Raw genomic sequence first — 14,370 nt, forward strand, 5'->3', positions numbered from 1 at the left:
GCCTGATCATGGGCCAGCGTCTACGCGTCATACCGCCTGCGTTACAAGCAGATCGTCCTGCGATGCGGTGAACAGAGCCTTGACCAGTGCGGCGCCCGTCACCGGCTTGCTCACGACCTGGCTCACGCCGCTGTCCGACAGGCGCATCACGCCCGAGGCATCCGCCGCCGGCCACAACAACGTCACCGCCGCGCCACATTCTTCGGCCGCCGCAACCAGACGCGTCAACGCGGCATCCGGCTCGGTTTCGCCCCGCAGCGGTGCTTCGTCCACCAGCACGCGTCGACATGGCCCCTCTTTCAGCGACTCGATCGCTTCCTCGAAACTCCCGACAAAGACCAGGCGTTCCTCATGCGGTGCGAACAGCGTCCGCCACATGCTGCGGGCGATCGGATTGCGATCGATGACCAGCAGGCCCGCCCCCTCCGCATCGGTGCCGCACGTCACCCGTTGCTGGGCATTCACCGGCACGACCAGCGGCAACGTCACGGTGAAGATCGACCCCTCCCCCTCGACGCTGTCGACCGCGACATCGCCGCCCATCGCCCGCGCCAGGTTGCGACAGATGGACAGGCCCAGGCCCGTGCCGCCGAACCGCCGCGTCGTGCTGGCATCCGCTTGGCGGAAGGCCTCGAAGATCGCGTTCCGCTGGTCCGGGGCAATGCCGATGCCGGTATCCCGCACCGCGATCGCATAATTCCTGTCATCGTCGACGCGGGTGACGGACAGCGACACCTGCCCCGCGCTGGTGAACTTCAGCGCATTGGCGACCAGGTTGAACACGATCTGGCGGACCCGCGCGGCATCGCCGACGACGCAGTCTGGACAGCCCGCCAGCGCCGTCTCGAACCGCAGCCCCCGCGCCTCCGCCTGCGCCCGCCACATCGTCGCGGCGTCGCGGATCGTCGCGGCCAGATCGAACGGCGCTTCCTCGATGGTCAGGTGGCCGGTCTCGATCTTCGCCACGTCCAGGATATCGTCGACCAGCGCCTTCATCGTCACGCCCGCGCCATGCACCACGGTCAGTCGGTCGCGGATGGCCGCGTCCAGCCGCACATCGGCCAGCATCACCTGGGTCATGCCCAATATGCCGTTCAGCGGCGTGCGGATTTCATGGCTGGTGGTCGCCAGGAACTCGGTCTTCGCGGCCAGGGCCTTGCCCAGCGCCTCATTGGTGACCGCCAGGTCTTCGTTCGCGGCGCGGACCTGGTTGCGACTGCGACGGACGGTGAACAGGCTGATCGCCAGCATGAGGATGACGATCGTGGTCGCCGCCGCCGCGCCCAGGAACACCAGCCGCTCGGTCCGCGCCCGCGCCTGTTCGAAGGCGATGCCGCGCCGCAACTCCTCGGCCTTCAGCTTGGCGATCCGCAGTTCCTGATTGGCGAAGTCGAACCGCGCCGCCATCAACGCGGTGTTGGTCTGGGTGGCGAGCTTGGTCGCCTCGTCGTCCAGCCGCTTCAGCGCGATCAGGTGCGGCAACGCCTTGTCCGGCTTGCCCAGCATCGCGAAGGTGCGATAGGCGGTCTGATGCGCCTCGCGATAAGGCAGGGTCGTGGTGTCCGGATCAACCCCTGCGAAGCTTGCCTCGATCAGCCGGCCGGCCTCGTCCGTCCGTCGTTCCTGCAACGCCGCTTGCGCAGCGATGGCCTGGATTTGCGGCCGCCAATGTTGTGCTTCACCCTTGCGTGTCAGGATAAGGGCCCGTCGCAGCGCCCAATCCGCCTCGCCGACCCGTCCGGCCTTCAGGCGGTTGCGCGCCAGATTGCCCAGCACCTGGGCCTGGAGCAGCGGGCTGTTGCGGCTGCGCGCGAGGCCATAAGCGCGTTGAAAGTCCGCCTCCGCATCGGCGAAGCGGCCAAGATCCTGATAGACGGTGCCACGATTGTTGAACACCGCGAGCAACAATCGCGGGTCGCCGCGATACACGTCCTCCGCCTGGCTGAAATAGCGTAGCGCCGTCTCATTGTCGCGCGCGTCATTGTAAAGGCCCGCCATCCCGACCAGCGCCATCGCCTGGCTGCGCGCGTCACCCGTTCCCTGAAAGATGCGGAACGCCTGCTGAAACGCGCGCAGCGCCGCCGCCGCCCGGCCCTGAACGCCCTGATAGGCCGCATTGGTCAGCAGGACCTCGCCCATCACCTGCGATCGGGGATCGTAGCGCCGGGCCGCCGCCTCGGCGCGGGATAACAGCGCCGCCGCCTCGCCCAGGCGGTTCAGCCGCAGACAGGCATCCCCCTGCAATCGCCACGCCTGCGCCAGTTCCAGGTCGCGCTGCCGCGCATCGTCGCGTGCCTCGGCATGGTCCTCGGCCTGGCGAGCCGACGTCAATGCAATGGTGGGATCGGTGACCATCGCGGTACGGGCCATCGCTACCGACCGATCGAATGGCGCATCGACCGGCGACGCGCCCCGGCTCGCCGTCGACCATCCGGTAGCGGACAGGATCAGCGCGACGACAATCGCCGCTTGCGGGATCATCGGCGCGACCAGGCGTTCCGCAGGCTTTGCACGCTGGGCGGCACCGGCACCTCGAACCCGCCCCGCTGCTCCTCCAGATAGGCGAGCAGCGCGTCGAGCGGCATCGGCCGGCTGATCAGGAAGCCCTGCACCATGTCGCAGCCCATCACCGACAGCAGCGCGAGCGCGGCATGGGTTTCCACGCCCTCGGCAACCACTTCCATCTCCAACGCATGGGCGAGGTCGATGGTCGAGCGGACGATCAGCGGGTCGCGGTTCGAACTGGTGAGCTGGGTGACGAACAGCTTGTCGATCTTCAGCTCGCGCGCCGGCAGCTGCTTCAGATAGGCCAGCGACGACAGGCCGGCGCCATAATCGTCGATGGCGATGGTGATGCCGATGCCTGCGAAGATCTGGAGATGCGCGATCGCGCATTGCGGGTCGCGAATCACCGATGTTTCGGTGACCTCAAACCCCAGCCGTGCGCCGCTGCCCTGGATCAGGCCGCAGGCCTCACGGACGAAGGCGGTGTCGGTCAGCAGCACGCCGGCGATGTTGATGAAGATCGGGCAGTCGACGCCGCGCGACGCCATCAGCCGCTGATCCTCGATCACCTGGCGGATGGTCCACAAGGTCAAGTCGACGATATCACGCGACTGTTCCGCCAATGGGATGAAATCGCCGGGCGACACCTGCCCGCGCGTCGGATGATTCCAGCGGACCAGCGCCTCGACACTGGAGATGCGCTGCTGACGGACATGCAGCTTCGGCTGATAGTGGAGCACCATCTCGCCACGCCGAATCGCGACGGGCAGGTCATGCGCCAGCGACATGCGGTCATGCGCGACGTCCCCGCATGCCACGTCGCAGATCACCGGCTGCCGCTCCGACCGTGCCTCGATCAGCGCGGTTTCCGCCTCCTCGATCAGTCGCACATCGTCCGCCTCACCGACAGGGGCGGCCGATGCGCCGATATGCACGTCGACCGCGACCACGCCGATGTCGATCGGCAAAGGACGGGCGAACAGCCGTTCGATCGCCCCGATTCGGTCGTCCAGGTCGGCGCGGTCGTCACCGACGAAGATCAGCTCGATCAGGTCGCGCCCGGTGGCATTGATCGCCGCTGCGGGAACCAGCGCGGCCATCCGCCGGACCAGCAGATCGGCCAGCGAATCGGCGAGTGCGAGGCCGAGATGCCGGCGCAACAGGCCATAATTCGCCACCGACACCAGAACCACGAACCGCCATCCTCCCCGCATTGTGCGGGAAGGCGATGCCGCTTCGTCGGGGCGCGGTGGCCCGGCCCGTTGGCTGTTCGTCATCGGATGCTGATCCATCGTTCCGCCGAATAAACGAAAATCGATAAATATACTGTTAAGCTACGGGTCCAATGGGGTTTCTCCGTTGCGAACTGGTAAACGTGGTGTTAATAATTCCCAGCCTCCAACGAGGGGCCTTGAGGGAGAAAAACCATGCTGAAGTTCATCCTGGCGCTGATCTATGGCGATCACATCCGCCCGATCTGAAGTCATACCCGTTGCCCGATAGGCGCAGCCGCCAGCGGCGGGCGCCCGGACGACGGACCGGGAAAACGGACCCCACGCCCAGCGGCGTCGGGTCCGTTTTTTCGTTGGGGCCCATGACCATCACCCCGCCCGCCCGGCCATCGATCAACCGAACGAGACGCATCGATCAATAATCCCTGGAGTAGCGGACGCTTGCCGACGAACCGCCGAACGAACCGGCTGCGGTCAGCACGCTGAGCGAGCGGGTCAGCGCGATGTCCAGCTGCGTGGCGGTGAAGCCGCGCGCGTCGGTGATGATCTCCACATAGATATTGTTGGTCAGGTATTTGCCCGCAGCCAGGCTGGTGCCCCGACCGCTCGCCTCGTCGCCGCCGAGGACGCGAAGCCGATCGAACCCGGTCGCCGAGCGCAGCTTGCCGAGCGGGTTGAGCCCGCCCCCGCCCGATCCGCGCAGGCTGTTGAGCGCGGAGGCGAGCTGGATCGCCTCCACCGCCGACAGGTTCTCCGGATTGGTGCCGAACAGCAACCGGCTCAGCACCTCGTCCTGCGGCAGGGCCGGCGTCGAGGTGAAGCTGATCTGCGGCCGCTGCCCGGTCCCGGTCACGTTCAGCACGGCGGTGACGCCGTTGGTGGTGGTGGTCGCCTGGATGTTGATGTCCGGATCGATCAGTGCGCCGCCCTGGAAGCGGATCTGACCGCGGTTCACCTCGAACCGCTTGCCCGCGAAGCTGTAGGTGCCGCGGATCAGGTCGAGCCCACCGGTGATGACCGGCGCGGCGGAGGTGCCGCCGATCCGCAGGTCCATCTCCCATTCCGACTCCAGCCCCATGCCCGACACGAACAGCTGGTTGTCCGCGCGGACCCGCAGGTCGAGCTTGAACAGCCCGACCGGGGCCGGGGTCGGCCGATCGGTCGGCCGTGCGGCGCGGATCTCGCTCTTGCGGCGGACCCCGGTCAGCTCCGGCACTTCGGCCGCGCCCTGGCGGATGATCTGGTAGCGGGCATTGGGGATGGTCAGTTCGCCCTGGATCAGCCCGCCCTGCGGCCCGTTGGTCAACCGGATCGTGCCGCTGCTGGTTGCGGCCAGCGCATCGCTGTTCGCCAGCCGTGCATTGTTCAACGTCGCGCGCAGATCGATCGGGAAGCCGGCAGCAGCGGCCAGGCCGATCGAGCCCTGCGCCTGCACCGTGCCGTCGCCGGCGCGCGCGTTCAGGCGGCTGATCTCCAGCCGGTCGTTGTTGAAGCGGCCGGCGATCTGCATGTTGGTCAGTCGCGTGCCATATTGCTCATTGTCATAGGTCAGGTTGTCGGCGCGGATCAGGCCGTTCAGCCGTGGCGCGGATACCCGGCCGCCGAAATCCGCCGCGACCGCGATCGGCCCGGTCAATTGCTGGTCGGGCAGCGCCGCGAAGGAGAAGAGCAGCGACGACGGTCCGTTATAGCGGATGCCACCGCCCAGGGGCGCGCTGAGCAGCCGGGTCGTCCAGCTTCCCGCCCCCGGCGGCAACGGCCGCAGCGAGGCGAGTACGCGACCGACCACGGTCTGGCCATTGCGGATCAGCGCCCGCATGTCGCCGCCCTGCGCGTCCAGCGTGCCGGCCAGCACGATGTCGACCGGGTCGGAGACGGTGGCGACCCCGGTGCGGCGGAACTGGCTGATCGTCATCCGTGCGGTCGCGTCCGGGAAGGCGGAGCTCGATGCCTGGCGGAAATCCAGACTGCCGCTCGCCTGGCCGCTCAAGCCCAGATTGGCGACAAAGGCATTGAGGATCGACAGGTTGAGCCGGTCGAGCCGGGCCTGCACCTGCGTCGCGCCGCCGAACGATCCGGCCAGTCGCAGCGAGCCGCCTGGTTGCCCATTGGCCGGCGCGAAGTCGACCCGGGTCGGATCGAGGCGGTATGCACCGGCGCTGGTGCGGATACGCGCGGGATTGACCGTGCGGAAGTCGATGCCGCTCGCCGCGCCCTTGAGCGCGACCAGATAATCGTCCGGGGCCAGTCGAGCGTTGAGCGCGACGCGGAACGGCACGCCGTTCGATCCGGTCAGCAGCGCCTGCGCGGTGCCACGCCCACCAACATAATTGACCTTGGCACGCGCCGCCTGGATGACGGTCGGGCCATAGCGCGTGTCGGCTAGCTGCACATCGGCCACCACCTGCGGCGCCTTGGGGAGCAGCACAATGCTGGCATTGGCGATCGCGCGGCCGATGGTGAAGTCCACCTGCCCCGGGATGCGCGCATTATAGGCCCGCGCCGCGATGTCCGCCCGCTGATTGCCACCCTGATCGGCGAGCCGGACATTGCCGGTCACGCCCTGTCCGTTGAAGGCTAGCGCCCCGGCAAACGGTCCGCGTGGCGTCTGCACGACCCGGCCATTGGCGGCGATGCCGGCGAAGACCACGCGGCGGATGTCGACCGCCAGCTGGTTGCCTGGCCGCACCAGCACGTCGGCGGTGAAGGGACCGTAATTGGTGCCGCCGCTCGCGGTCACCGCATAGGCGCCGCCCCGGCCGACGACACGCGCGTTCAGATCGACCAGCCCGACGCCGACGCCCGGTCGGGGCGCGCGCAACACCACTACCGGCGAGTCCGCCGATCCGGTCACCCGCGCCGACAGCGGACCATATTGCGTCGAATAGGCATCGGCCGTCACCGCGACCGCGCCAGAGGCCGGGTCGAACCGCCCCTGCCCCGACGTGATCCGGAACTGCGGCGCATTGAGTCGCAGATTGGCAAAGGTCACGATGCCTTCGGGGCTGTAGCCGATGTCCGAGCGGACCACGGCATTGCCGCCCAGGAAATTGCGCACCCCGTCGTTGAAAAGCTGCTTGGTCTGCGCGACCACCCGGCCGGTGACGCCGAAACCGCCATTCGGCCCCGGCACCAGCTTCGCGTCGGTGGAGAGATTGAGGATGCCGATCGATTCGAGCCGGTAGTTGTTCACCCGCCCCTTGAGCGCGCCGGTGTAGCGGCCGGTCGCCGTATTGGCGACGATCACGGCGGTCGCGTCGATCGAGTCGGAGCGGATCCGCAGATTGTCCGACAGGATGTTGGGCATGGAGATGGCGAGGTCGCCATCGATCCGGACATTGTTGGTCAGTCCGCCGACCGCCGCGTTCAACCCGGTCACCCGGTGGGCGCGGGCATGCACCGGCACCAGGATGCGGTCGCTGTTCACCCGCGCCAGCCCCTCGGCATAGACATTCTCGACCGTCGTCGTGCCGAAGCCCATCGCGGCGGCGCGCAGCTTGTAGTCGACCGTCGGCGTCGCGAACGCGCCGTTCAGCACCACGCGCGCGGTGACATCACGCCCGCGCAGGTTAGGGGCGATCGCGCCGGGGGTCAGCAGCTTGGCATCGACGGCGAAATTGCCGAACTGGCTGTTGGCGAGATCGATCAGCCCGCCGGCGTCCACCGCCAGCGCGTCGGACTTGAGCGTCAGCCGCGTGTCGGCGCGTCGCTCGTTGAGCGTCGTGTCGATCGCCACATCCAGCTGCGGCGCGGTCAGCCGCTCGACCGGGCCCTCCAGATAGAGGCCGGGCCGGGTGGTGCCGCGCACCTCGATATGACCGTTCCGCGTGGTCAGGTTCAGGTCGGCGAGCTGCCCGCCGCCCAGCGTGGCGAGCGCACGACCGCGCCAGTTCGCCCAGCTGCCGCGACCGTCGACGTTCACGGTCATCGGCGCCTTGAGGCTCGCCATCGTCGCGACGACGCCGCCGGTCGGTGCCTGGAGCTTCACGTCCAGGTCGAGCCTGTTCCGGTCGGGCACCGCGTCCAGCGTCAGCGCCAGCCGGTCGCCGCCGGCAACGCCCGGACCGCGCAACGCGGCGGCGTTCGCCTTCACCTGCGCGCGGCGATCGGCGATATGGACGGTGCCGTCGAGCGACAGGATATGGGTCTGCCCGGTCACCGCCTTCTGCATGGTGAAGCGGCCGATATGTAGCCGGTTCACGTCGATATCGAGATCGGGCAGCAGCGGCTGGTTGTCCGGCGTCGGCGGCGTCGGCTTCAATACGGGCCGGCGCGCCAGCGTGATCTGGTCGGCGCTCAGCAGCTTCACGTCGACATGGTTCTTCGCATAGGCGAAGGGTCGCCAGTCGATGTCGAGGCGCGGGCTGGTCAGGAACACGCCCTTCTGGTCGCTGACGCGCAGGTCGGACAGGGCCATGCGACCATAGAGCGAACCGTCGATCCGCCCGACCTTGATGTTGAGGCCCGAGGCCGTGCTGTATCCGCCGATCTGGTCGGCGACGAAGCGGCGGCCCGGATCGGTATTGATCCCGAACAGCACGACCATCACCAGCGCGACCAGACCGAGCAGGGTCAGGCCGATCCCCTTGAGGATGCGGAACCCCAGGGAGCGCTTGTGCGGCGCGGACGGAGGGGGCGCGGAGTCCTGCGCCAGCGTGTCGGCCATCAGAATGCCTGCCCGATCGAGATATAGAGCGCGACCTTGCCGTCGCCCGGCCGCGGGTTGAGCGGCGTCGCGACGTCGATGCGCATCGGCCCGAAATTGGTGTAGAAGCGCCCGCCGATGCCCGCGCCGAAGCGCAGGTCGGTGAAGGTCGGCAGCGCGTTGGCATAGCTGTTGCCGGCATCGACGAACGGCACGATGCCGAAATCGCCGAACCGGTAGCGCGCCTCCAGCGAGAATTCGTTGAGCGAGCGGCCACCGACCGGATTGCCGTCGGGATCGAACGGCCCGAGCCGCTGATAGCCATAGCCGCGCACCGATCCGCCGCCGCCGCCATAATAGCGCCGCGAGGGGGCTAGGTCGTCGCGCTCGATGCCCTGGATCGAACCGGCGCGGGCGCGGCCGGCGATCACCAGACTGTCGTTGACCGGGTAATAGCCGGTCGCCTCGACCAGCGTCCGCACATAGGGTCGCACCGCGCCCCGCACCGAGGTTTCGGGCGACACGTTGAGCTTCAGGCGGAATCCCTTGGTCGGATTGAGCAGGCTGTCGGAGCGGTCGAACACCACCTGCCCGGGCAGCGCCGCGATGCCGAAGGTGCCGCGCCGCCGCCGGCCGAGATCGAAGTCGTAGACATCCTCGTTGGTGCCGGTCAGCTCGACGCCATACGCATAGGTCAGCGGCTTCTGCCAAAGCGGCGTGGAATCATAGCTCCAGCGGATCGCCAACGTGCCGATATAGGCTTCATAGGCATCGTAATTCTGGTGGCTGACATTGGCCAGGATCTGGAAGGTCCGGTCGCGCCGCCCGGCATTGGAACGGCGGAAGGTGGCGTTCAGCCCCTGTTCCTGCGTGCCGAGCACCGCCGAGGTGATCAGCGCTCCCTCGTCCGGGAACATGTTGCGGTTGATCCAACCGCCCTCCAATCGCGTGCCCTGCCCGGTCGAATAGCCGGCGGTCGCGGTGAGCGAGCGGTTCTTGCCCTTGGTCTGGCGGACCAGCAGGTCGACCTGTTCGGTCCCGTCCGGACCGGGTCGACCGGTCTGTTTCGGCTCGACCGACACCGAGGAAAACAGGCCGGTCGCGACCAGGGCATCGCGCAGATCGTCGGTCTTCTGGGCGTCATAGAGCTGCCCCGACTTGAAGCGCGGAAACACATTGAGGTGATCCAACCCGAACACCGGATCGCCCGTCGTCACCAACTGGCCGAAGCTCGACCGGGGGCCGGTATCGACCGGCAGCGTATAGGCGCCGGTCGCCTTCGGACCCTGATCGTCGAGCAGGATGTCGCGTTCGCCGACCTTGACGAAGGGATAGCCCTGGCGCGGCAGTTGCAGGCTGACATTCGCCTCCGCCCCCTGGATCCGTGCCGCCTCGATCGGGTCGCCGACCTTGAGCGGCAGGTTGCGGCGGATCAGGTCGGTCGGCACCACCGGTGCGGCATCGATCGTGACAGACGACAAGGTATAGAGCCGGCCGGGCGACGCGGTGAGGAGCGCGGTGAGCGGCGCGCCGGGCGTGGCCGGCTGCTCGACCGTGGCGATGGCGGTGGCGTCATAATAGCCGAGCGACTTCATCAGCCGCACCGCCAGCCCTTCATCCTCGCGCGCGCGCGCCGAGACCTGCGCACCGTTCGCCGCCTTGCCCTTGCCTTCGCGCAGGGCCGAAAGCGACTTGAACTCGTCCTCCAGGTTCAGCGCGTCGAGCCCGCGCACCACCGTCTCATAGCGGATGTCCGGCGTCTTCTCCCCGGTCGCAGCCACCTCGGTCTGGAGCGGCGTCGAGTCGAAGCTGGCCAGCGGGGTGAGCGGCTGGGCCAGCGCCGGGTCTTCCGGCCCTACCGGCGCCAGTGTGTCGCCGGTCGCGAGCGGGGTGGCGGTGGCAGGCGCAACGGGTGTCTGGGTCGGCGGGGTGGCGGGCGCCGCCATGCGGTCCATCGGCTCCAGCGGCGCGTCGATGTCGCCGGACAAGGGGGGCAATGCTGCGTCGAATTCGGCCTCGGGAACGATCGGGGCATTGCCCTGCGGATCGCCCTGATCCGGCGCAACGCCCTGGCCGGGCACCGGCCGCATATCGGTCGGCTTGGGCGCATCAGGGCCGCTCGCGGGGGCGACGCCCGGCTGTGACCATTGACCAAAAGCGGGAGACGTGGCGGTCAGCGCGACGGCGAGCCAATAATGCCGGCGGGTCGAAGCAGTCACGCGATCATCATTCCCCTTTGCGGGACGATCGATTGTGATCTGCCCCCAGCATGTCGCCCAACGCACTGGAACGGTCAGGGTTTCGTCACGGCCGCGAAATCATCCCGATATGCGGCAATATCATTGCCTTTGTTCAGGCGCGCGGCGCGCAGCCGATCATCCCGGCGACCGGCAGCACCATCATATCGGCCCCGTCCCGGGCGATGGTCAGCGTCGCTTCCGGTACGCCGCCGCCATCGGTCAGGTCGGCGCGGGTCGCGAAGGTCAGATCCAGCGTCGCCATCACCCCGCCCTGCCGATAGACGCCGTGCGTCGGCAGTCCGAAGCCGCCCGGGCCGGTGCGGCTTTCCTGGGGCAGGTCCACGACCTTGCCGTCGATCACCAGCCGCAGCGTCGCCGGGTCGGCGGTCGCCATCGTCACCAGCGATCGGTCTTGGAGGCTCCAGAGATAGGCGGCACAGCCCCGCGCGGGCAGTGCCTGTTGCGGCAGCTTGCCGGGCGTGAGGATGGTGACGGCGGGGGTGGCGGCCTGCATCAGCACGGCCAGCATCAGGACGGCGATCATGCCAGCGCCTCTATCATCATCAGCCACGCGGGATAAGCCGCGATCGCAAGCAGGGTGCCCAGGGGCAATGCATCGTCCGCCGCCATCGGCCGCCCCGCCAGCCGCCGCACCAACACCACGCCCAGCCCGATCAGCGCCGCGACCAGCAGCACCGCTGGCAGCATCCGCCAGCCGAGCCACAGGCCGATCGCGCCGAACAGCTTGGGGTCGCCGCCGCCCATCCCCTCCCGCTTCCGCCACAGGCGATACCCCGCCGCGATCGCCCAGAGCAGGCCGAAGCCGAGCAGGCCGCCGACCAACCGGTCGGCCGGGGAAGGCGGCAGGTCCGTGGCCGCGCCCATCAGGCCGGTCGCGGCCAACAGCACGGTCAGCCGGTCGGGCAACCAGAAGGCGCGCCAGTCGAGCGCCGCTAATGCCAGCAGCAGCCAGCCGAACACCGCCCCTGCGATCGCGGTCGCACCCGGCGCGATCCAGCCGGCCGACAGGCCGATCGCCAGTGCCGCCGCCTCGACCTGCCAATGGATCGGATCGATCGCCGCGCCACAGCCCCGGCAACGACCGCGCTGCCATGCCGCGCTCAGCAGCGGCGCCAACTCGATCGCGCGGAGCGTCCGTCCGCAGGCATCGCAGGCCGACCGCCCGCTGGCGACCGATCGCTCCTCCGGCCAGCGGACGACCAGCGCGGCGATGAAACTGCCCAGGATCAGCCCCAGCCCGCCCAGCACCACCGCGGCCAGGCCGGGCGACCAGAGGAGGGGATCAGAGAGCGGCTTTGCGGACCAGATAGCGATAGACCCCGAACAGATGGACGCCGCACAGCAGGACGTTCTGCGTAGCCAGCGCCCGATCCTTCGACAAGGCGAGGGCGATCACGAACCCTCGGCCCACGATCCGCCGGCCATGGTCGAGCGACGCCAACGCCGCCCATTTCGGCACGGCGCAAGGCTGGCAGGCGGACCGACGAAGGACTATGTCGGCGATGCAGCATCGCGGGCGAGGCTGGTCGCCATCGGCGGCCGGCATCACCGGAATTGCCAATGATACCCATCAATACATCGTCTTATGGAGAGTAGAATGGCCAGTGCGCCCGCCCCCCTGTCGGCCGCCGACCCGATCGTCATCCTGTCCTATGCCCGCACGCCGATGGGCTCGTTCCAGGGCTGCCTGTCCGGCGCCAGCGCGACCCAGCTCGGCGCGGCGGCGGTGCGCGGCGCGGTCGAGCGGGCCGGCGTCGCGGCGGCGGCGGTGGAGCGCATCTATATGGGCTGCGTGCTGTCCGCCGGCCTGGGCCAGGCCCCGGCGCGCCAGGCAGCGATCGGCGCGGGACTCGGCGCGCATGTCGAGGCGACCACGGTCAACAAGATGTGCGGATCGGGGATGCAGGCGGCGATCATGGGCGCGGAGGCCCTGGCGGCCGGGTCGGTCGACCTGCTGGTCGCGGGCGGCATGGAGAGCATGACCAACGCGCCCTATCTGATGACCAAGCATCGCGGCGGCGCGCGCATCGGCCATGACCGCATCCTCGACCATATGATGCTCGACGGACTGGAGGATGCCTATGACCCCGGCCGCGCCATGGGGACCTTCGCCGAGGATATCGCCCGCGAATATCAGTTCACGCGCGAGGCGATGGACGATTACGCCATCGCCTCGCTCACCCGCGCGCAGCAGGCGCAGGCGAGCGGCGCGTTCGATCGCGAGATCGTGCCCGTCGAGGTCGCCGGCCGCAAGGGCAGCACGACCGTGACGCTGGACGAGCAGCCCGCGCGCGGCGACGTCGCCAAGATCCCGACGCTCAAGGCCGCCTTCGCCAAGGACGGCGCGATCACCGCCGCCAATTCCTCCTCCATCTCGGACGGCGCGGCGGCGCTGGTGATGACGCGCCAGTCGGTCGCCGACCGGCTGGGCCTGACGCCGATCGCACGCGTCGTCGCGCTCGGCGCCCATGCGCACGAGCCGGCGCGCTTCAGCACCGCCCCCGTCGACGCGATCCGCAAGACGCTGGACAAGGCCGGCTGGTCGGCCGACTCGGTCGACCTGTTCGAGGTGAACGAAGCCTTTGCGGTGGTCGCGATGATCGCGATGCGCGACCTGGGCCTGTCGCATGACCGGATGAACGTCCATGGCGGGGCGTGCGCGCTGGGCCATCCGATCGGTGCCTCCGGAACCCGTGTCCTGGCGACCCTGTTGTCGGCGCTGGAGACGACCGGCGGGCGGCGCGGCGTGGCGAGTCTGTGCATCGGTGGCGGCGAGGCCACGGCGATGGCCGTGGAACGACTATGATCCCGAAAATATCCCGGCTTTTTGCCCCATATTAACCATTCGCCGCATAGAGGGAGCAGATGGGCCGAGCACCGCTTGACGATCCCCCCGACGCGGGCGAACGGCGGTGCGGCAAACGAGGATGTATATGGTGTTCAACGTGTTGGTGATGGCCTATGCCGTCATTGTCAGCTTCGTCCTGTCGACCGCCAGCCGCCGCCGTCGCGAGGCGCGTCCGCTGGGTCGCGCGGTGCAGACCGCCGGGCAACTCGCCTATGGCACGTCGGTCACCTTCGCGTTGCTGTGCACGGGCTGGGCCTGCATGATCTATCTGGGCGCGACGCCCGCCCCCGCTTTGTCCTGATCGTCGCGGGAGGCGGGCCGGTCCCGCCTCAGGGCAGGATTTCCGTCGCCTCCACGCCCCACAGGCTTCCGACCTCGACATAGCCGGCGCGGCCCTTCACGTCGAAGCGGCACCAGCCATGGCCGCAATCGCTGATCCGCCCGACCACGCCGGGCGCGGCGCGCCACGCGATCGCCGCCCGCTCGGCCGGTTGCAGGCGCATCGGCGCAGCCTCCGTTCCCGTGACCACGGCGGTCCGCGTCAGCCGCAGCAGATTGCCCTGCATCCAGCCCTCGGTGCCGTCCTGGTCGCGGATGCGCCGCCATTCCTTGAACACGCCCACCACCTGCACCGGCAGGCCGGCACGCTGATACAGCCAGCTCGCCGGATAGGTGCGGGCCGGGCCGGTCCGCATCCGCGCCTGGCCCGGCCCGATCGACGCCCAATAGGGCACGCTCCGCTTCTCGGTCGCGGCCGCCGCCGGATCGCTGGCGGACAAGGCGGTGGGCACAATGGCGATGGCGAGCAGCGCGGCGATCGCGATACGCATGACAGAAGTTCCTCTAGGCGAGGCCCCTCCTTTCACGGCGCGCGCTCCG

At 68.7% G+C, this 14,370-nt stretch carries 10 protein-coding genes; 2 read left to right on the forward strand and 8 right to left on the reverse strand.

The genetic code is table 11. From position 1 onward, the window contains the following. Positions 1–27 precede the first annotated feature (27 nt). The 7 genes from BRX43_RS02110 to BRX43_RS02140 form a co-directional block, all read right to left on the reverse strand. Positions 28–2,481 (reverse strand): ATP-binding protein, encoded by a 2,454-nt coding sequence (locus BRX43_RS02110; protein WP_125993174.1) that lies wholly within the window; start codon positions 2,479–2,481, stop codon positions 28–30. Beyond that, complete coding sequence (locus tag BRX43_RS02115) at positions 2,478–3,698, reverse strand: EAL domain-containing protein (protein ID WP_241214712.1); 1,221 nt, start codon at positions 3,696–3,698, stop codon at positions 2,478–2,480. Before BRX43_RS02115 ends, BRX43_RS02110 begins: the two co-directional genes overlap by 4 nt. Before the next feature lie 454 nt (positions 3,699–4,152). Continuing rightward, the gene (locus BRX43_RS02120) at positions 4,153–8,403 is read right to left on the reverse strand and encodes a translocation/assembly module TamB domain-containing protein (RefSeq protein ID WP_125993175.1); all 4,251 of its coding nucleotides are present in this window, start codon (positions 8,401–8,403) and stop codon (positions 4,153–4,155) included. Then, positions 8,403–10,472, reverse strand: a complete 2,070-nt coding sequence (locus tag BRX43_RS02125) for a BamA/TamA family outer membrane protein (RefSeq protein WP_125993254.1) — start codon at positions 10,470–10,472, stop codon at positions 8,403–8,405. The genes BRX43_RS02120 and BRX43_RS02125 overlap by 1 nt, the downstream gene beginning before the upstream one ends. Before the next feature lie 262 nt (positions 10,473–10,734). After that, on the reverse strand, positions 10,735–11,166 hold the full coding sequence (locus tag BRX43_RS02130; RefSeq protein WP_125993176.1) for a hypothetical protein: 432 nt from the start codon (positions 11,164–11,166) through the stop codon (positions 10,735–10,737). Continuing rightward, entirely contained in the window at positions 11,163–11,894 is a 732-nt protein-coding gene (locus tag BRX43_RS02135; RefSeq protein ID WP_241214713.1) for an A24 family peptidase, read from the reverse strand. Before BRX43_RS02135 ends, BRX43_RS02130 begins: the two co-directional genes overlap by 4 nt. Before the next feature lie 31 nt (positions 11,895–11,925). Further along, positions 11,926–12,102, reverse strand: a complete 177-nt coding sequence (locus tag BRX43_RS02140; RefSeq protein WP_241214714.1) for a hypothetical protein — start codon at positions 12,100–12,102, stop codon at positions 11,926–11,928. Positions 12,103–12,240: 138 nt separating this feature from the next. On the opposite strand from BRX43_RS02140, the gene BRX43_RS02145 reads away from it, so the two are divergent. Both BRX43_RS02145 and BRX43_RS02150 read left to right on the forward strand, forming a co-directional pair. After that, positions 12,241–13,449 carry an acetyl-CoA C-acyltransferase gene (locus tag BRX43_RS02145; RefSeq protein WP_125993178.1) on the forward strand — a complete coding sequence of 403 codons (1,209 nt, stop codon included), beginning with the start codon at positions 12,241–12,243 and terminating at the stop codon, positions 13,447–13,449. A 127-nt stretch (positions 13,450–13,576) separates the two neighbouring features. Next, positions 13,577–13,792, forward strand: coding sequence for a hypothetical protein (locus tag BRX43_RS02150; protein WP_125993179.1), 216 nt, complete (start codon positions 13,577–13,579; stop codon positions 13,790–13,792). Between the two features lie 28 nt (positions 13,793–13,820). On the opposite strand, the gene BRX43_RS02155 is transcribed toward BRX43_RS02150, so the two are convergent. After that, on the reverse strand, positions 13,821–14,321 hold the full coding sequence (locus BRX43_RS02155) for an SH3 domain-containing protein (RefSeq protein ID WP_125993180.1): 501 nt from the start codon (positions 14,319–14,321) through the stop codon (positions 13,821–13,823). Between the last annotated feature and the right edge of the window lie 49 nt (positions 14,322–14,370).

Origin of the sequence: Sphingomonas sp. S-NIH.Pt15_0812, from assembly GCF_003951315.1 — a bacterium.
GTDB lineage: Bacteria > Pseudomonadota > Alphaproteobacteria > Sphingomonadales > Sphingomonadaceae > Sphingomonas.